At 40.8% G+C, this 17743-nt stretch carries 20 protein-coding genes; 13 read left to right on the forward strand and 7 right to left on the reverse strand.

Annotated elements, in window-relative coordinates; genetic code table 11:
* Positions 1-6 precede the first annotated feature (6 nt).
* The 4 genes from myaer_RS08875 to myaer_RS08905 all read left to right on the forward strand — a co-directional run bounded on the left by myaer_RS08875 (position 7) and on the right by myaer_RS08905 (position 2901).
* Positions 7-339, forward strand: coding sequence for a nucleotidyltransferase family protein (locus tag myaer_RS08875; protein WP_002781634.1), 333 nt, complete (start codon positions 7-9; stop codon positions 337-339).
* A 470-nt stretch (positions 340-809) separates the two neighbouring features.
* Positions 810-1457 (forward strand): COP23 domain-containing protein, encoded by a 648-nt coding sequence (locus myaer_RS08890; RefSeq protein WP_235614826.1) that lies wholly within the window; start codon positions 810-812, stop codon positions 1455-1457.
* A complete protein-coding gene (locus myaer_RS08895; protein WP_046661834.1) occupies positions 1454-1792 on the forward strand; it encodes a hypothetical protein in 339 nt (112 codons plus the stop codon). Before myaer_RS08890 ends, myaer_RS08895 begins: the two co-directional genes overlap by 4 nt.
* A 155-nt stretch (positions 1793-1947) precedes the next feature.
* The gene (locus tag myaer_RS08905) at positions 1948-2901 is read left to right on the forward strand and encodes a GUN4 domain-containing protein (RefSeq protein WP_268807328.1); all 954 of its coding nucleotides are present in this window, start codon (positions 1948-1950) and stop codon (positions 2899-2901) included.
* Positions 2902-2964: 63 nt separating this feature from the next.
* On the opposite strand, the gene myaer_RS08910 is transcribed toward myaer_RS08905, so the two are convergent.
* From myaer_RS08910 to myaer_RS08930, 5 genes are all read right to left on the reverse strand, one after another.
* Positions 2965-3492 (reverse strand): hypothetical protein, encoded by a 528-nt coding sequence (locus tag myaer_RS08910; RefSeq protein ID WP_046661835.1) that lies wholly within the window; start codon positions 3490-3492, stop codon positions 2965-2967.
* 126 nt (positions 3493-3618) lie between these two features.
* Entirely contained in the window at positions 3619-3921 is a 303-nt protein-coding gene (locus tag myaer_RS08915; protein WP_046661836.1) for a HigA family addiction module antitoxin, read from the reverse strand.
* Positions 3922-4003: 82 nt separating this feature from the next.
* Positions 4004-4819: a hypothetical protein gene (locus myaer_RS08920; protein WP_046661837.1), complete on the reverse strand. Its 816-nt coding sequence runs from the start codon at positions 4817-4819 to the stop codon at positions 4004-4006.
* Positions 4820-5213: 394 nt separating this feature from the next.
* Entirely contained in the window at positions 5214-5915 is a 702-nt protein-coding gene (locus myaer_RS08925; RefSeq protein WP_046661838.1) for a DUF4276 family protein, read from the reverse strand.
* 10 nt (positions 5916-5925) lie between these two features.
* Positions 5926-7350 carry an AAA family ATPase gene (locus myaer_RS08930; RefSeq protein WP_046661839.1) on the reverse strand — a complete coding sequence of 475 codons (1425 nt, stop codon included), beginning with the start codon at positions 7348-7350 and terminating at the stop codon, positions 5926-5928.
* Positions 7351-7752: 402 nt separating this feature from the next.
* Between myaer_RS08930 and infC the strand changes: the two genes are divergently transcribed.
* Positions 7753-8283, forward strand: a complete 531-nt coding sequence (infC, locus tag myaer_RS08935) for a translation initiation factor IF-3 (RefSeq protein ID WP_002781641.1) — start codon at positions 7753-7755, stop codon at positions 8281-8283.
* Positions 8284-8628: 345 nt separating this feature from the next.
* Here the strand turns inward: infC and myaer_RS08945 are convergent, their stop codons facing one another.
* The gene (locus myaer_RS08945) at positions 8629-8922 is read right to left on the reverse strand and encodes a (2Fe-2S) ferredoxin domain-containing protein (RefSeq protein ID WP_046661840.1); all 294 of its coding nucleotides are present in this window, start codon (positions 8920-8922) and stop codon (positions 8629-8631) included.
* Positions 8923-9107: 185 nt separating this feature from the next.
* Here myaer_RS08945 and myaer_RS08950 point away from each other — a divergent pair, with 185 nt between their 5' ends.
* The 7 genes from myaer_RS08950 (at position 9108) to myaer_RS08985 (ending at position 14943) form a co-directional block, all read left to right on the forward strand.
* Positions 9108-9809, forward strand: a complete 702-nt coding sequence (locus myaer_RS08950) for an NnrU family protein (RefSeq protein ID WP_080949731.1) — start codon at positions 9108-9110, stop codon at positions 9807-9809.
* Between the two features lie 88 nt (positions 9810-9897).
* Entirely contained in the window at positions 9898-10239 is a 342-nt protein-coding gene (locus myaer_RS08955; RefSeq protein ID WP_046661842.1) for a thioredoxin family protein, read from the forward strand.
* Between the two features lie 263 nt (positions 10240-10502).
* Positions 10503-11159, forward strand: coding sequence for a vWA domain-containing protein (locus tag myaer_RS08965; RefSeq protein ID WP_046661843.1), 657 nt, complete (start codon positions 10503-10505; stop codon positions 11157-11159).
* Positions 11160-11172: 13 nt separating this feature from the next.
* Entirely contained in the window at positions 11173-11931 is a 759-nt protein-coding gene (locus myaer_RS08970; protein ID WP_046661844.1) for a PP2C family serine/threonine-protein phosphatase, read from the forward strand.
* An 89-nt stretch (positions 11932-12020) separates the two neighbouring features.
* Positions 12021-12332, forward strand: coding sequence for a nucleotidyltransferase family protein (locus myaer_RS08975; protein WP_046661845.1), 312 nt, complete (start codon positions 12021-12023; stop codon positions 12330-12332).
* Between the two features lie 69 nt (positions 12333-12401).
* Positions 12402-12746 (forward strand): FitA-like ribbon-helix-helix domain-containing protein, encoded by a 345-nt coding sequence (locus tag myaer_RS08980; RefSeq protein ID WP_002757103.1) that lies wholly within the window; start codon positions 12402-12404, stop codon positions 12744-12746.
* A gap of 214 nt (positions 12747-12960) precedes the next feature.
* Positions 12961-14943, forward strand: coding sequence for an SUMF1/EgtB/PvdO family nonheme iron enzyme (locus tag myaer_RS08985; RefSeq protein ID WP_046661846.1), 1983 nt, complete (start codon positions 12961-12963; stop codon positions 14941-14943).
* A gap of 369 nt (positions 14944-15312) precedes the next feature.
* Here the strand turns inward: myaer_RS08985 and myaer_RS08990 are convergent, their stop codons facing one another.
* On the reverse strand, positions 15313-16065 hold the full coding sequence (locus tag myaer_RS08990) for a TVP38/TMEM64 family protein (RefSeq protein WP_046661847.1): 753 nt from the start codon (positions 16063-16065) through the stop codon (positions 15313-15315).
* Positions 16066-16329: 264 nt separating this feature from the next.
* On the opposite strand from myaer_RS08990, the gene myaer_RS08995 reads away from it, so the two are divergent.
* Positions 16330-17715 carry a cytochrome P450 gene (locus myaer_RS08995; protein WP_046661848.1) on the forward strand — a complete coding sequence of 462 codons (1386 nt, stop codon included), beginning with the start codon at positions 16330-16332 and terminating at the stop codon, positions 17713-17715.
* The last annotated feature ends 28 nt before the right edge of the window (positions 17716-17743 follow it).

Genomic DNA, 17743 nt, shown 5'->3' on the forward strand with positions numbered 1-17743 from the left:
AATGTCATGACCATTACTGCGAGCGACCTACCGATGGAAAAAATTGCCCAGTTTTGCGATCGCTGGCAAGTGACCGAATTCGCTCTATTCGGCTCCGTCCTGCGCGAAGACTTCCGCCCCGACAGCGACATTGATGTTATGGTGGAATTTCATCCAGAGGCTCATCCCACATTCAGCACCCTAGACCAAATGGAAGCAGAGCTAAAAACCATTTTCCATCGAGATGTTGACCTGATTACCCGCCAAGGCATTGCCACCAGTCGCAACTACCTACGCCGTAATCAAATCCTTTCTTCGGCTCAAGTGATTTATGCAACGGGATCCCCAATTCCTGCTTGATATGCTGCAATCCGCAGATTTTGTCAGGTGCGTTTCTTGCTGCGACGACAGGGAACGCACCTTACCGATTATCGAAAATTTGGGTTAAAACCCCGTCCTTTTAGGACGGCTTTAAGCTAGAATAAAAAAGCGATAACCAAGCTAAAAACTGAACCTTGACAACAGATAGTAGGGGGTTTTGTTCAGAAAAGAATTCAAATTCGGCCTTGAACGAGTAAAACTTTCTAGGAAATAAGGTTGAACATTAGATTTTTTCGACTTGTTCAAAGTGGCCGGAGGGCATTCGGACACTCAAAACGGACGTGGAGAAAGAGTCAGACTTAAGCAATTAAGCGTTTTTCGGTGAAGCGTCAACCCCATTCAGCGACCACCCTAAAAAAGTGGCGTGGTGAGGAATCGCCGTCCGTTTTACGGCGGCGAGGATGTCAAGATACAATCGCGGCATATACTTCTCGCTTGCGACAACCGCGATGAATGTTTTCTGGCGCTATTTCCCCTTGGCATTTGTTGTTATGCTTTCTAATGGTTTCACCCCACACGCGATGAATGTTTTCTGGCGCTATTTCCCCTTGGCATTTGTTGTTATGCTTTCTAATGGTTTCACCCCACAACAAGGGCGAACGGAATCACCCAAAGTTACCTGTCAAATAGAAAGCTATCCCTCCACAAAGCAAAAAGTTCCCACGACAATGATCCAGAACGGAACGGGAAATTTAGTACCATTTATTTATTGGGTAGAGGAAGTTGCGGGGGAAAAGCCACTAGAGCGGTGCAAGGAAGTTTCTGAGATTATTCAAGCAAGATATGACGATAAAACCTGGAGTCGTTCTTTTTTACGGACGGGAAAATCGAGTGATAATTATCCGATCATTTGTTTTGTCAAGGAACCCAAAGATAAAGCTTGCGATACCGAAAGAGAACTTATCGTTAAATTAAAGCGAGGGGAAAACGCGGAAAGAGTTTTAGATAAGATGTTAGCCCTTCGCTATCGGTTAATAAGAAGAAACTTTCTTACATTCACGGATAATTTTATTTTTTATTCTGGGGGAGCCAACCTTTATATTGATGTTGATAAGTTTCTCGAAGAAGTGGAGCGATCAAGGACTGAAAGACAATGATAAAAAGATGGTTCGCTTGGTTGGGTATTGTCTCGATATTGATACCTTTTCCTGTGGCAATCGCTCAGTTGGATCAATCACAATTAAAGGAGATTACCGTCAGAATTGATGTAGAAGGAAGCTATAAAGAGGATGGGGGTTCTGGGGTAATCGTTCGCCAGCAAGGACAATTCTACACGATTCTAACAGCATATCATGTGGTGCAAGAAAAGAGAAACTATAAAGTTTTAATTTTTAATCCTTCTAATCGGCAAATAATCGGTAGCCACATCATTAATGAGAAAAATATGGTTCTTCGGTTTGTGTTATGCGATGGATGGGGTTACAAGGGATGAAAACCTTATATAGAAAGACATTCGGAGATTTATGTCAATTGTTTTCGATCTAGAACTAACTAATCAATTAAGTCTCTTGCCAGATAAGGATTTGGTCGATTTATGCCCCCCGATCAAACCATACCAAGTAACGAAGAACCAAAAATATTAAGCAAATTGACGATTACGATCTAGCGGAGATTACCATACAAAGTTCTGCTAAATATCGAACGGCGAATATAGGAGATAGCCAGCAATTACAACCCACCGATGATTTAACCGTTTCTGGCTATCCGCTTCCTTCCTCTCTGATTACAGAAAGGCTATCTACTTCCACCCTTAGACTGGGTAAATTTACTGATAGATTACCTCCTGATGCGCTACTAAAAAGACAAAAGGGGGCAACGCTGAAGATAGATGTAACAACGGAAGTCGGAATGAGTGGCGGCGCGGTTGTTAATAAAAATGGTGAATTAGTCGGAATATTAGTCGAAGCAGATAAAGACGCTTCTGGGAATAAATCATCATCTTTAGCGATTCCTATTAATTTATATCCTCAGTGGCAAGCGATTCGGAATTCTCAAAGATTATCTTCCCCTCTTCCCTCTCCCAATCAAACTTTGGAGCAATTACTAGCAGCTAAAAAATGGGGACAAGCGAATGATAAAACTTGGGAGATTTTACTAAGTAAAGGCGATTCAGATAAGTCAGGCGATTTAGATAGCAATGAATTGCTATCTTTAAACTGTAAAACTCTAGCAGATCTAGATCTAGCGTGGCGTAAAGCATCTAATGGAAGATATGGATTTCGGTTACAAAGAAGCATTTATAATAAGTATCATTATACTTTGCCGCCTAGAGAGTCTCGGCTTTATCTTTATACAGAATTCGCTAAAGAGCTAGGTTGGTTTAACGATATTCAACAAGTATCAACTCTCTCAATTTCAAGTTTATACAATCAAAAAAATCCCAATCTCGGCTTTTACCCAATTTGGTTTGTTGACCGAGGACAATTAGGACAGTATCCTTTTGGTTTACCTTCCGATGATAATCTATTGCGCGATCCTGGTTCAATTTGGGAAAGTAGGGGAACGATCTTGAGCGATATGTTAAAACGATGTTCGATATAATTTTTATCGCGGAAACCAGATACAAAATCAATCAAAAACTGTAGATATAACTGAACAAACTTATCAAGAAATTTTGACATTCGGAAATCTTAGAAAACTAGAATTGCCACGAATGTCAGTATGTAATTCAAAAGTGTCAAATTCACGGATTTGAGAAGGAATATTATTAAACGTTAATGTTACCTTGACTGGAGCTCCCTGCGGAAACCTTGAGCTAATCCTCCCTTCTTCTTTGCGATTACCAATTTGAATTTGACTACAAAGGTAAAGATTTCCAAATGCGTCATACAATTTAGTGACATCCCGATCCTGACATAATATAGTGATATTGGTATCTTCTTTACTTCTAATAACCACCGAACATTTTACAGAGGAGCCGGAACGAGTGCAACTTTGTAAGACTCCTGAAAAATACTTATTTTCGCTGAAAATAGGTTGTTGTGCCAGTAGTTGTGTGTCCCTACGGCTATTGATTCCGTCGTTGACTTGGCTTTCTCTTACCCCTGTCATTCTCTGAGATGCCGACACGCTAACCCCCGAAACCAATAAAGCCAAAGCGAGTAAACCAAAAGCCGATGTTCTGTAAACCATATCAGGTGACTCCTCACACAATAAAGAAAACCGAATCATGCTATTATAGCCGAGATCGTAGCACAGATCATTATATTTGAAGCATTGTCCAGTAAATCCTATTATTTTGATGATAATTTAATCAATTTATAGAGAAGAAATAGATTGATAGGGAATGATTTCTTCTAGCTTATTGCCTAGATTTTCTCTGGCTACATCCAATTCATAAGCCTTTTGTAAATTCATCCACAATTCTGCACCAGTATTAAAGAAACGTCCTAATTTTAAAGCAATATCTCCCGTGGGATTCGCGTCTCCTTGTAGGATGTGATAGAGAGTTTCTGACGATACATAAATTTTTTGGGCAAGCTGAGAGATAGTAAGATCAATTTCTTCTAATTCATCCGCGAGAATTTCACCGGGGTTAATGGAGCTTTTCCAATCATTCATCATCAACCTCCTTTAATGATAATCAACAATTTCAACATGACAGGGTTTCTGTGTCTTGACAGCGAAAACTTTTAATCATAGACTATTTAGCTTCTTTAACCGAATCTAACTCTAAAGAGTTGATTATCTCTCTCGCTTCCTTTTCATACTTATCAAAGTCTTGGGTACTGGCTTCATAACGAATCGTATATTGTTTTTTACTGTATAAAAAACCAATATCTCTTCGTTTAATATTGTCTGCATCATAAACTAATTCATAGTTAGCTGAATTACCCTTGAATTGAAATTTTTTATTACCTATAAAATAAGTATTGTTTTTGTTATCTATAGCAGTCATAGCTCTTTTCTGGTAAAATTTTTGCAAAGTAACATCGTTGTCATAAAGCTCTTCGACAATCAAGAGTATTTTAGGAGAATTGCTTTCATTACTAACAAAAGACTTGGGGATGATGGTAGCGTCAGGAACATCAGGAATTGCAACAGATTGACATCCAAGTTGTTGCCAATTCTGCGGGATTTGAACAGTGATCCCCTCGCAAGAGAAGGAAAGAGGTTTTGGGAATAACATAGTTAGCCAAAGTTGAACCTTATCGGGATTAGTGATAAAAGTAACCATAACCGAACCCAATACAGCTATCGGTAAATTTTTTTGCCCGAATTCCATTAGCCATGAAAGGATCGTGTTTTTTTTCTCTGGTTTGCTAGAATTTACAGAGGGCTGTTCGGATGGATGACTTTTTTTCTGATTGTTTGTCCAGAAAGGTAATAGTTGACCGATCCTTGTAATGATCGATTGTTTTGATTTTGTCTCTGGTTTGGTAGAATTTACAGAGGGCTGTTCGGATGGATGACTTTTTTTCTGATTGTTTTTCCTAGAAAAGGGTAGTTTAGGGATCATTGGTTGAGGATGGTTGTTGATGGCATACAGCAGTTACTTTATTCCTCTGGTACAGCCAATTCCTTATTGGATAAACCTTTCAGGGTGGAGAATTTACCAGAACAAACATGAATCCGCCGTAACGATATTATAACTACAGTGTAATCATTGATCTTATCGGATAAATTAGCCGTCAAGGAGAATAATAACGTTAGTGCGATATCGATAATAATTATAATGAGATTTTGTCGGGTGCGTTCCCTGCTGCAACGACAGGGAACGCACCCTATGCCATTTTTCTTTATTCGTGGCAGACATCTTACTCCCATTTTCTTTTCTAGAATAGGGTTTGAGGTTGGAGGCAATTAACCATCTCTGCCATTACTTTAGAAAAATGGTATTAGCAAGGTCCTATTCACGTTTCATCAGGATTATCTTCTATATTGTTGACTTTCGTTAATTGTGGAAAAATATCTCGTACTGACTTTTCAAATTTTTTGTAGGAAGATAAGGATTCTAATTTCGACAATGGGATTTTTGTACCAATCTGTGAATATAAATCGTCAATTTTTAGTTTATTTCGATAGCGTTTAGTAATACCTTCTCTGGCTTTATTGATGGCATTTTTAATCGTTTCTTTCGGATTGCTAAAAGATTCGGGATCTTTATCGATTGCTAACTCACTATCACTTTTCTTTGTACACAATTCTTTTTTTAGTAATTCTTTGTCTGCTAATATCCAGGCTTCAGTCATTTGTATTGGAACGATAGCAACTAAATTTTTACATAAGTCTCGCTCGTCTGATTTAATAGCATTAAAAGCCGGATCAATTCTTTCCTTAAATGCGTTTTCATCTGTTTTATCATCTGCGTCTGCATGGAAGCACAAAACCATTGCTCCCTTCTCCACCGCTTGAATTGCGTATTTTTTAGCTTTTTCTCGGATATTTTCGCCAGAGATTTGTGGAAGACAAATTGGGTCAAAAATTTCTATTTCTTGTTCATCGTCAAAAGCAACTCTCTCGAAAGTGCGCTGAATAATATTCGTTAAAAATCTATGATCGGAACTGCCTTCTGTAGCTAAGGCAATAATTATTTGTTTGATTTTTTTTGCCATCTTAATTGATTTACATTAATTGGTTTTGTTGATTTTTAATATTTTTAATCGCACTTTCAGCATCAGCAGTTTTTAGATATTCGACAACTTCCGAGAGAGTTAGCTTGGCCTCATTTTCGGATAAAAATAAGGTTAATTGCTTTTTATTATCTTTGATAACAGGGTGAAAATTACTGCTTTTCATCTTAATTCGCTTCCCTTCAATAGTGGATATTCGATTGGTAAGTTGAGAAAGCCAAATGCTGACATTTTTATCATCTTGCCAATTAATTAATTGACTCACCAGAACCGGAGAATGAGTGTTCACTATTACTTGGCGTAAAGGCATTTCAGTATCTTCAAAATCGACAGTTAGCTCTTTTAATAATCTTGCCATTGCTTCAATACGAAAAGGATGAATGCCATTTTCTGGCTCTTCAAAACACAGTAATCCTGTGTGTTGTCGGTCGTATTGCAGGACACATAATGTTAATAAACGTAGGGTTCCTTCGGAAAGCACTCTTGAAGAAAACTCCCGACCATCATCACCTTTTACCTTGATAATAAATTGTCGATTTGCTTTGTCGTCATAAACATTAACTTCTGTAAGATTCGGTAGCAGATTATTGAGATCACGGGAAATTGCTGTGAGGGTATATTCATCATCTTGTTTAATGCGAAATAAAGCAGCGGCTAAATTCTTTCCGCTTGCTGTTATTGTATCTCTGATGCCCATATCTTGACGAGTAGGTTCTCGCAAATCTTCGGGATTAAGCTGCATAAACTTCCAACTCAGCATTTCTTGTTTGGCGGCTAATATATGTTTAAAATCTATAGTATTAATGCTGCTTAAAACAGTTTGTGATGCGTTTTTTGCGGGAAATACTTTTTTATTTCCTTGTTGACCGTCTTGAGGTACAACAATGGTAGCAATACCATTAATATCTTCAGTCTTAATATAAGGAATGGCTCTCCTACCCGTTACTTTTGGTCGCCAAGTTTCCAATACTGTCTTAGGAATATAATTTTTTACCCAATTATCTTCATTGTGCTTTAAATTTTCTAAACGTTCATCAACAATATACAAGTTTTCAAAGCCACTTATATTAGACTCTCGTTTAATTTTTAATTGATACCGTAATCTTGTATATTTAAGATCGACTTCCCCACCCCAATTATCTTTTACTTTGCGATTGACTAACATTTCCACTATAAATTCCATTTCCGTGGCGTAGTCGTCCTCATCATATTGGGTAAAAAGTTCGCTAGGATGTCCTCGCTGCTCGCTAAAAGCCGTCTTCAGATCCACTTCTGCCAACCGCGTCAACAATTGCAAAGCATCAAATAAATTACTCTTACCAGAAGCATTAACCCCAGCAACTACAGTAAGCGGCGTAAATTCCATTTCAAAATTATGAAAGGATTTAAAGCCATGAATTTTAATATAAGTAATCATAGTTTTAGGCGATAAGTAATATTAAAACATCAGCGCAATATTTAACCATACTGGAAAATCTTATCAACTTTCGCCTGATACTGTCCTACTATAATCTAGACATTGGCTTACAGGGGTAGTGCAATTACGCCGATTTTGTCGGGTGCGTTCCCTGCTGCAACGAGGGAGAACGCACCTTACCGATCGATTCCTGAGAGTATAGGGTCTTAGTCTAACAAAACCCATAGACAACAGCTTATCTGGCTGACGGCCGACGGCTGACGACCAGAGGCTAAAAATTAACATTGCAAGAAAACTTAACAATTGGCCAAGAAACTCGATCGAGTAGGTAGAATAGCAAGTAAATCATTTTGTAAACTCCACCCGATTAACTAACTAGAATAGAGATAACCCAGAACGCCTGTGATAGATAAAAGACGCACTACTCGCGATCTCCCCCAAATTAACGAAAGAATCCGCTTTCCCGAAATCCGCGTTATCGATAGCGACGGCTCTCAACTGGGAATTATTACTCCTGCCGAAGCTTTGCGCGTGGCCGAAGAAAAGGAACTTGATCTCGTCCTCGTCAGTGAAACGGCAATTCCTCCCGTTTGCCGGATTATGGACTATGGCAAATACAAGTTTGAACAGGAGAAAAAAGCGCGTGAAGCCAAGAAAAAACAGCATACAGCCGATATAAAAGAAGTTAAAATGCGCTATAAAATCGATGAGCATGACTACAACGTGCGAGTCAACCAAGCGCAACGTTTTTTAAAAGCGGGAGATAAGGTAAAAGCGACGATTACCTTCCGAGGTCGAGAAATTCAACACTCTAACCTAGCGGAAGAATTACTGGCTCGCATGGCCAAGGATTTAGAGGATGTAGCTGAGGTACAGCAAGCACCAAAAAAAGAAGGTCGTAACATGATGATGATGTTATCGCCGAAAAAATAACTAACTAATCCGGAAAAAGGGGCTAAGTCCCCTTTTTTGTTCTTCGGAAATCCCGAAAGGAAACCAATAATCTAAAACAAATGTATTATCCGAGAATTAAGTCTCTGGATTGCAATCACAGGCACTCACAGGGGTTAACCTAGGAGCAAAAGACTATTGTGAAGCATAGTCTAAAAATTGATGACCGAGTTTACTGGCTCTTCTAGGTTCTGTGTGATAAGTTTAACTCACAATATGATCGATCTTTGTGTCCTTTGTGTCTTTGTGGTTCGTTCCACCCCCTCGCTAGGAGGAATGTATCTTAGAATACATTTTACCCACCAAGCCTGGGAGAGCCGTTTACTGCTATTGAGCGTGAATGCGTGGATGGAGTAAACGCTCGACCGGTTGACCGTTTTTTAAATGTTCCTCGACAATCTGACTGACATCCTCTGGTTTAACACGACAGTACCAAGTTTCTTCGGGAATAATTCTCACCGTGGGGCTAGTGCTACACTGTCCTTGACAACCACTGGTCATAACGATGACATCTTCTGGGAGAGCTGCCGTTTGCCAAGCTAAAAGAAGCTCGGACGCACCCTGCACCGAACAGGAAGAATGCTGACAGACCATCACAAATCGCTTTTGGGGATAAGACATATTATCAAAAAGTTGCAAAATTAGATAGTTCCCTGGGTATATTCTTGGGAGTCGCTTTGGGGAAGCATAGTTTTATTTTGCCCCGAATCCCCGATACTGGCAACACAAAAAAAAGGGGCTGAAAATTAACCATCAATCTTTAAAATAGAATTGGGAGAAAAATTTAGTCAATCAAGAGGGTAAAAGTGGCATTCGCTAGTCATTGGGTCATGTTAGGTTTATTACTGGGTTTTGCTGTTGCCCATAGCGGATTAGCCAGTTTACGAATGGGGGGAGAAGCTATCATCGGTGCGCGACTGTATCGGGTATTATTTGCCCTTGTGAGTATCCCTCTAGCAGTAATTTTAGTAGTTTATTTCTTCAATCATCGTTATGATGGTTGGCTTCTCTGGCAAGTACAGGGAGTAACCGGAGTTAAAACCCTAGTTTGGATACTTTCGGCCATTTCTTTTTTCTTTCTCTATCCTGCCACCTTTAACCTGCTGGAGATCGCCGCTATCCAAAAACCCCAGGTTCATCTCTACGAAACCGGCATTCTGCGCGTTACCCGTCATCCCCAGATGGTAGGACAGGTGATCTGGTGTATTGCCCATACCCTCTGGTTAGGGACAAGCTTTACCCTATTAACTTCCCTGGGTTTAATTGCTCATCATCTTTTTGCTGTCTGGCATGGCGATCGCCGGTTAGAAGACCGTTACGGAGAGGCATTTTTAAAGGTCAAAGAACGCACCTCAGTGGTTCCCTTTTTAGCGATTATCGATGGTCGGCAAAGTCTAAAATGGCAAGAATTCCTTCGTCCTGCCTATCTAGGAGTAACAGGGTTTATTCTACTCCTCTGGTGGGGTCATCCTTGGCTAATGCAAGCAACAAGTAAAATTTATTGGTGATTTTGCTCCCAACCCCTTTCCTATTGATCCCGATTGGTGTAGCATGGTTTACATATCAAAATAAAATTTTCATAAAATCCGTTTAGACATGATCCTATCTGTCAACGAAAAGAGCTTCCCTAAGCTAGTTTTAGAATCTTCTCGTCCGGTCCTCGTGCATTTTTGGGCTCCCTGGTGTGGTTTATGTCGTTTAATCCAACCCACCCTCTTGTCTTGGCAAAATGACTGTCAAGGTGCGATTCAATTAGTCGGTGTCAATGCCGATGATAATTTTAAATTAGCTAATAGTTTTCGTCTGCGTAGTCTGCCTACTTTAATTCTCTTCGATCAAGGTGTTCCCGTTCATCGTCTGGAGGAAATTCACAGTCGCGAGGAATTGCATCAAACCCTGCGACTAATAGTCAAAAATCAAATCCCGCGTTCAGCTTAAGAGAAAGATACCTTTTCTGATGGGTTCTGTGGTTAAAATGTATTCTGAGATACGGTAACGCCGGTGGGCGAGTGGAACGAACCACAGAGATACAAAGGACACAAAGATCGATCGCTCCTATATCAATTAAACTTATCACACAAAGAATAAGAGAGCCTCTGATGGGACTGGCAGAGATAATATAATAGGGCAAAAAGTAGATAATCCCAATTCCTAAAACTCCCATAGTTCCCCCAGTTCAAAAAATTAGGAGGCTTAAAAAAATGCCGATTGGTGTGGCTGAATTTGTCGAAAATCAGGAAAATCGCTGTCCTGTGGTACTACTACTAGATACCTCTGGTTCAATGCAAGGGGAACCGATTAAGGCTCTCAATGATGGCATCAAAACCTTTCAGGAGGATGTGATGCGGGATACCCAAGCGACGTTGAGCGTAGAAACCGCCATTGTCACCTTTGGTAAGGGAGGGGTTAAAACCGTGCAAGATTTTGTCGGGATTGACCAATTTACGCCACCTACTTTAAGCGCAGGAGACTTAACCCCGATGGGAGAAGCGATTGAATTGGCCTTAGATTTAATCGAAGATCGTAAAGCGATTTATAGAAATAATGGTATCCAATATTATCGCCCCTGGATATTTTTAATTACTGATGGTGCGCCTACGGATCAATGGAATCTGGCAGCGCAACGGGTAAAACAAGCAGAAGCAGAAAATCGGGTTTTATTTTTTTCTGTAGGTGTTCAGGGGGCCGATATGGAGAAGCTCAAACAGATTTCTAATAAACCCCCTGTGTTACTCAATGGTTTAGATTTTCGGGAATTATTTCAGTGGTTAAGTAACTCAATGAAACGAGTTTCTGGTGGTAAAATTGGAGCGGCGATCGCTTTACCACCAGTGAATTGGGGACAAATTACCACCTAGAGGAAAGTCAATGATGTGGAGAACATTATGTCAGTCAGTGGTCGGTAGTTTTCACGTCCAAACGGGATTACCCTGTCAAGATTACGGTGATTATAAATTATTGGGTCAGGATGTTTTGATTGGAGCCGTGGCCGATGGGGCCGGTAGTGCCAAACATTCGGATTTAGGGGCGAAAATAACAGTTAAAGCAGCGCTGCAATTTTTAGAGTATAAGCTCAAAAAAACAGCATTAGCTGCCACTGGAACTGAAGCGGAATTAAAGGAAATATTCCGGCGACTGTTGGCTTATGTTCAGCAAATTCTCCAAGAAGAAGCCGAAAAAGAACAGTTAGACATTAATGATCTGGCGACAACTTTACTGGTTGTTTTGGTTACTTCAAAACGATTAGCGGCGATGCAGATAGGAGATGGTTTTATTGTGTTCAAACCTCTGGGAGGAAATTATCAGTTATTGTTTCAGCCTGACAAGGGTGAATACATCAATGAAACCACTTTTGTTACTTCTAGTAATGCTTTGGAGGATATGCAAATAAAAGTTTTAACCGAGCCAGTTGCCTTTATTTGTGTGGCGACGGATGGAGTGGAAAAGGTATCGATCGATTATAAAAATTGGCAGCCTTTTCCTCCTTTTTTTCAGCCATTAGAGGAATATTTACAACAGACAGAAACGCCATTGCAAGAAGACCTCAAAGAATTTTTAAAGCGGGAGGATTTAAATAAGTTAACAACCGATGATAAAACCTTACTCCTAGCTTTTTGTTTAAGAAACTGAGGGGTTTAAGAAACCGGGTTTGTTTGACAAACCCGGTTTCTGGCTCTGGTTCAACCCAACCTATGATAAGACTATGGACTAAGTAAATCATGAAAATTGACGAATTACTCAAAAACAAACGAGAAAAAATTATTGCTATTGCGGCTAAACACGGCGCAAATAACGTGCGAATTTTTGGTTCTGTTGCACGGGGAGAAGCTGACGAAAAAAGCGATATTGATTTATTAATTGATTATTGTAGCGAACGTCGGAGTCCCTGGTTTCCCTTGCCGTTAATTCGAGAACTCGAAGCCTTGTTAGGCTGTAAAGTTGATATTGTTACCGAACAGGGACTTAAAGATAGAATCAGAGAGCGGGTACTAAAAGAAGCAATACCCATCGCTCTAATAAAACTCGTATAATCTCAATGAGAAAGGCAAACAATCGTGAGCAAAAAATCTATCAAAAGCTACTTGAAGAGAATTGATGCGATGACGGATGAGAATATCGATTATTCTGATATTCCGCCATTAGGTGATGAATTCCTTACCCAAGAAACAGTATCTTTTTCGACATCAAAGCAGCAATTAACTATACAACCTATGGCAGATTTAATCGTCCGCAATATCGATGAAGCCATCGTCAAAGCTCTCAAAAAGCGAGCCAGCCAACACGGGATCAGTGCCGAAGCCGAACACCGCCAAATCTTAGAAAAAGCCTTGCTGCAACCGCAACGAAAATCCCTAGCAGAGGTGCTACGCCAGATTCCCAACGTTGGCAACGATTCAGACTTTGATCGCGTTCAAGATGACACAGCCAAACCAGTATTTGATTGATACTAAGTAGGTAGGCGTTAAAAATTATCAGACACCCCCGTTATCAAGGGTAGGGTTGATTCATGAATCAACCCTACCTTATCAAGGGGGGATCAAGGGGGGATTAAAGGCAAAATCCATTTTTAATTTAATTATAACCAGCTACTTATATCTAACTTATTAGAAACGACTAGATAAAATTTTCTGAACAGCACAAATACTCGGAGATTTTTTGATGTCTTTAACTTATCGCTGTCAACTACAGAATCGCTGGATTACACTGACGCAAGAACTGGCCGACAGTGGCGAGGCGAAAGTATGGCACACTAACTTTAATGGGTACTTAGCGAAAATCTACCACAATCCCCATAATGAAAGGGTTGATAAATTACAGTTAATGGTGAGAAATCGTCCCAGTGATCCTAACGTTCATCTTAACCATATTTCCTTCGCTTGGCCCTATTCTATCTTGGAAGATAACCAGGGAAAAGTCGTTGGTTTTTTAATGCCAGAAGTGGTGGGTTCAGAAACATTATTAAAGCTTTGTACGCCCATAATGAGAAGAAAATACAAGTTAGAAACTAATTGGTATATTCTTCATGTAGTAGCGCGGAATATAGCCGCTATTATCGAAGCAATTCACCTTAAAGGTTATGTTTTGGGAGACATCAAGCTAGAAAATATCTTAGTGAATAATCGGGCGTTGCCTACAATTATTGATACAGATTCATTTCAAGTATCAGATCCGGATAGCGGTAAAATATATCGGTGTTTAGTTGGCTCAGAAGGATTTACACCGGCGGAATTAATCGGAGTGAATATAGCAGATGTAAATCAAACAGAAGTGCATGATCGCTTTCGATTAGGAGTTGTTATTTATTATCTATTATTTAGCGGGCCGCCGTTTCGGGGATTGTGGCAAGGAGGAGGGGATTCCCTGGAACAGTCGGAACTAATTCGACGGGGACTATGGCCTTTTTCTGGTGATAAATTGCTTGTACCTAGTAATACTACCATACCATTAAATATTTTACATCCCGACTTACACGCCTTATTTTTGCGCTGTTTTAATGAGGGACATAAATTCCCCCACAGACGACCGACGGCTAAGGAATGGTGCGATACTTTGGAAGCTGCACGACAAGAGGTTATACCCTGTGGCAAAGTTGATAATCATTACTACAGTCGCCGTTACGGAAAGTGTTATTGGTGTGAGCGATTTAGTGATTTAAATCTTGATATTTTTCCGGGGAACAGTATCGCTACTGTGACACCTACACCGTCACCTAAAGTAGTGCCACCACCTCCCCCACGCATACCTCCTCCAAGATGGTCGCGTCGTAAAGTTTTAATAAATTTGGGTTTAGTTACAGTAGGGACAGTCGCTAGTAATATTTTCGCTCAGTTGTTTCGTCAGAATCCTACTCCTTCTCCTTCACCTCGTCCTTCAAGTTCTCCATCTCCTCCTTCACCTCGTCCTTTAGCTCCTCCATTTACCGAAAAACTACCCAATCGAGTCACACTAGAGATGGTGAGCTTACCAGCAGGTGAGTTTCTCATGGGTTCTCCTGACAGTGATCCCAATGCTCGCGATAATGAAAAGCCTCAACACCAAGTTAAAGTAAACAGTTTTGCTATTGGGAAATATCCAGTGACTCAGGCACAATATCAAGCGGTAATGGGAACCAATCCCTCTCGGTTTCAAAATAATCCCCAAAATCCGGTAGAAAAGGTTAGTTGGAATGACGCTCAAGCCTTTTGTCGGAAATTGAGTCAGATAACAGGGAAAACCTATCGTCTCCCCACAGAAGCGGAATGGGAATATGCCTGTCGTGCGGGGACAACTACTCGCTATTATTTCGGTGATGATGCCAATCAGTTAGGAGATTACGCTTGGTATAAAGGAAATTCTCAGGCTAAAACTCATCCTGTGGGCCAGAAAAGGGCCAATGCTTGGGGACTGTATGATATGAGTGGCAATGTTTGGGAGTGGTGCGAAGACGATTGGCACGATAACTATATCGGAGCGCCAAAGGATGGCAGTGCTTGGCTAAAAAATGGTAATGATAATCGTTCTCCATTGCGGGGCGGTTCTTGGTACATCGATCCTTATAGCTGCCGTTCTGCTTACCGCTACTACTTCATCCGCCGCGTCCTCTACGACTACCCCTACTTCAACGGTTTTCGGGTGGTGTGCGGTGCTGGGAGGACTCTGTAACCCTTATTTTCTTTTTACCCTTTTTACCCTTTTTTACCCTTTTTTACTTTTTTCTTTTTCCCGCCTAGCGGCGGGTCGATTTTTTTTGAGATATTCTAGATCTCGTAGGGTGCGTGTTTGCGGCAATCAATTCGGTCAAAAAACTCAAATTAACAATCCGCCGTAACGCACCACCTTTATCATTCGGGTTGCGTGTGTCTTTCTGTGATTAACCCTTTGCCCTCTAGTCTTTTTGCCCTTTGCTCTTCTGTCTTTCCCACCTAACGGCGGGTCAATTTTCAGCATTTTAGGTCTCTTTTTCGTTCTGGGTCTCTAGATTTAATCTATCTGCTCTTGTCAAAAAACTCCAGTTCTCTAACTGGTAGGGGTTTACTCACTGATAACTGATGCTAGGGCCTGACGGGCAATTTTTGTGACGTAGAGGGTGACGGCAACGGTAGCGATAAAACCGATAAGACGAATAGTCCATGATAAAACTGGGTTAGTGGCTGCCGAGGTTCCGATAGTGGCAAGATTGCCCGCTAAAGAGCCAATATAGACATACATTATCGTCCCCGGAATCATGCCCGCGCAACCTAGTAGATAATCTTTCAGGGAAACCCCGGTGACACCATAGGCATAATTGAGCAGAGTAAAGGGAAATATGGGAGATAAACGGGTTAAAAGCACTATTTTTAAGCCTTCTTTCCCCACAGCTTCATCGATAGCTTGAAATTTACTATTACCTTGAATTTTTTCCGCCACCCAACCCCTAGCCAGATAACGTCCCACCAGAAAAGCGGCAGTAGCGCCGATAGTTGCCCCGATAAAGACGTAAAAAGAGCCTAAAACCAAGCCAAAAACCACACCAGCCCCTAAAGTTAGGATTGAACCTGGAAAAAAGGCCACAGTAGCTAGAATATAGATAATTATAAACGCGATCGCTCCCACAGCCCCCAAACTATCCACCCAAGTTAAGGCATGGAAAAGAATAGTTTGAGGATTAAAAGCGGTGGAGGCACTGGATTCGAGGGCAAAAGCGGGGGGAGTAGTCAGGAAAAAAACAAGGCTGAATGTAGTTAATAACAGTAAATGCCTGATAATCACAGTTTTTCCCAAGGGCAAAAACTTAGAAATAATCATAAAAAGTCCCTATAAGGAATGAAAAAAGAGAGATTGAACTATAAAAGCGAATTAAATAGAACTGGTGGCTATTCTACCGCGATTATGATTGTTTAGACCAGAAAGTCAATCCTGAAAATTCCCAGAAAATCCCCCTCTCTGGGAGAAGATAGGACAAGCAACAGCCCGGTAATTTTTGCTGTTTACTTGATAAGACCTCTTGCCGTCTCTGGGGAAAAAATGTCACAATTAGAAATAATTAGCATTGGATATAGCAATTAATCTATGAAAATCCTCCCCAAGGTCAAAGCCCCCACCTTCGTGCAAATGGCACAATGGATCATTAATCCCGTGGGTTTTATGGAAAATGCCGCCCGCAAGCATGGCGATATTTTTAGCACAAAAGTGGGTTTAACTGTAGATAATTTTATCTTTGTCAGTAGTCCTGCGGCTCTACAACAGGTTTTAACTAATGACCGGAAACAATTTTCGGCACCGGGGGAAGCTAATCGGATTATTGCCCCGATTATTGGTGATTATTCCGTCGTCATGTTAGACGGAGATATCCACAAAAAACGTCGTCAGCTTTTATTGCCACCTTTTCACGGGGAAAGAATGCGTTTCTACGGCGATTTAATCCGCGATATTACCCTGAGAGTAATGGCAGAATTGCCCCAAAATCAACCTTTTAAAGCCCGTTCAGCGACCACAGCGATTGCTTTACAAGTAATTATGGAGGCAGTTTTTGGAATTAGTCAAGGGGAACGTTATCAAACCCTGAAAAAAATTCTGGCTGAAATGCTCGATATTTTTAACTCTCCGGTGATGGCTTCTTTGTTATTTTTTCCAATTTTGCGGGCTGATTTTGGTGCTTGGAGTCCCTGGGGAAAATACCAGCGTTTCCAAGAAAAAATTGATGATATTATCTATACAGAAATTGCCGAAAGAAAAGCTAATCCTAACCCCAATCGCACCGATATTTTATCACTACTGATGTCAGCCTGGGATGAAGAAGGCAACCCGATGAGCGATAAGGAATTGCGCGATGAATTAATGACCTTATTATTCGCAGGTCATGAAACCACCGCCACCGCTATGTCTTGGGCGCTCTACTGGACTCATCGCTATCCAGAAATTCAAGCAAAAATTCTGCAAGAAATAGCCACTTTAGGAGATAATCCTAACCCCATTGACATAACTCGATTACCCTATCTTTCGGCAGTTTGTTCGGAAACTTTACGCATTCATCCCGTGGGAATGTTAACTTTCCCGCGAGTAGTGCAAGAACCGGTAGAACTAGATGGTTATCCTTTAGAAAAAGGGACAATTCTTATGGGTTGTATTTATCTGGCCCACCACCGCGAGCAAACTTTCCCCGATTCCCATACTTTTAAACCAGAACGCTTTTTAGAAAAACAATTCACCCCCTACGAATATATGCCTTTTGGTGGTGGAGCGCGTCGTTGTATCGGGGAAGTTTTAGCCATCTACGAGATGAAAATCGCTATCGCCACAATTTTGGCTAATTATCAGTTAACTCTAGTTAATAATACCCCCGAAAAACCCAGCCGTCGCGGTTTAACCCTTGCTCCCTCGCGAGGAGTTCCCATGGTCTTAAAAGGACGACGGGAACCTCTGGTGACTGCCCCCATGCTCGCCGAAATTTCTTAAAAAAACTGACAAAATATTGTACAATCAG

It is taken from the genome of Microcystis aeruginosa NIES-2549, assembly GCF_000981785.2.
GTDB classification, from domain to species: Bacteria; Cyanobacteriota; Cyanobacteriia; order Cyanobacteriales; family Microcystaceae; genus Microcystis; species Microcystis aeruginosa_C.

What these genes read in the sequence shown, in the direction of transcription:
- myaer_RS08895 (WP_046661834.1), top strand. Translation starts at nt 1,454, where the DNA reads ATGATAAAAAGATGGTTCGCTTGGTTGGGTATTGTCTCGATATTGATA.
- myaer_RS08915 (WP_046661836.1), bottom strand. Translation starts at nt 3,921, where the DNA reads ATGAATGATTGGAAAAGCTCCATTAACCCCGGTGAAATTCTCGCGGAT.
- myaer_RS08875 (WP_002781634.1), top strand. Translation starts at nt 7, where the DNA reads ATGACCATTACTGCGAGCGACCTACCGATGGAAAAAATTGCCCAGTTT.
- myaer_RS08955 (WP_046661842.1), top strand. Translation starts at nt 9,898, where the DNA reads ATGATCCTATCTGTCAACGAAAAGAGCTTCCCTAAGCTAGTTTTAGAA.
- myaer_RS08930 (WP_046661839.1), bottom strand. Translation starts at nt 7,350, where the DNA reads ATGATTACTTATATTAAAATTCATGGCTTTAAATCCTTTCATAATTTT.
- myaer_RS08985 (WP_046661846.1), top strand. Translation starts at nt 12,961, where the DNA reads ATGTCTTTAACTTATCGCTGTCAACTACAGAATCGCTGGATTACACTG.
- myaer_RS08970 (WP_046661844.1), top strand. Translation starts at nt 11,173, where the DNA reads ATGTGGAGAACATTATGTCAGTCAGTGGTCGGTAGTTTTCACGTCCAA.
- myaer_RS08980 (WP_002757103.1), top strand. Translation starts at nt 12,402, where the DNA reads ATGACGGATGAGAATATCGATTATTCTGATATTCCGCCATTAGGTGAT.
- myaer_RS08965 (WP_046661843.1), top strand. Translation starts at nt 10,503, where the DNA reads ATGCCGATTGGTGTGGCTGAATTTGTCGAAAATCAGGAAAATCGCTGT.
- myaer_RS08995 (WP_046661848.1), top strand. Translation starts at nt 16,330, where the DNA reads ATGAAAATCCTCCCCAAGGTCAAAGCCCCCACCTTCGTGCAAATGGCA.
- myaer_RS08910 (WP_046661835.1), bottom strand. Translation starts at nt 3,492, where the DNA reads ATGGTTTACAGAACATCGGCTTTTGGTTTACTCGCTTTGGCTTTATTG.
- myaer_RS08925 (WP_046661838.1), bottom strand. Translation starts at nt 5,915, where the DNA reads ATGGCAAAAAAAATCAAACAAATAATTATTGCCTTAGCTACAGAAGGC.
- myaer_RS08920 (WP_046661837.1), bottom strand. Translation starts at nt 4,819, where the DNA reads ATGATCCCTAAACTACCCTTTTCTAGGAAAAACAATCAGAAAAAAAGT.
- myaer_RS08990 (WP_046661847.1), bottom strand. Translation starts at nt 16,065, where the DNA reads ATGATTATTTCTAAGTTTTTGCCCTTGGGAAAAACTGTGATTATCAGG.
- myaer_RS08890 (WP_235614826.1), top strand. Translation starts at nt 810, where the DNA reads ATGAATGTTTTCTGGCGCTATTTCCCCTTGGCATTTGTTGTTATGCTT.
- myaer_RS08975 (WP_046661845.1), top strand. Translation starts at nt 12,021, where the DNA reads ATGAAAATTGACGAATTACTCAAAAACAAACGAGAAAAAATTATTGCT.
- myaer_RS08945 (WP_046661840.1), bottom strand. Translation starts at nt 8,922, where the DNA reads ATGTCTTATCCCCAAAAGCGATTTGTGATGGTCTGTCAGCATTCTTCC.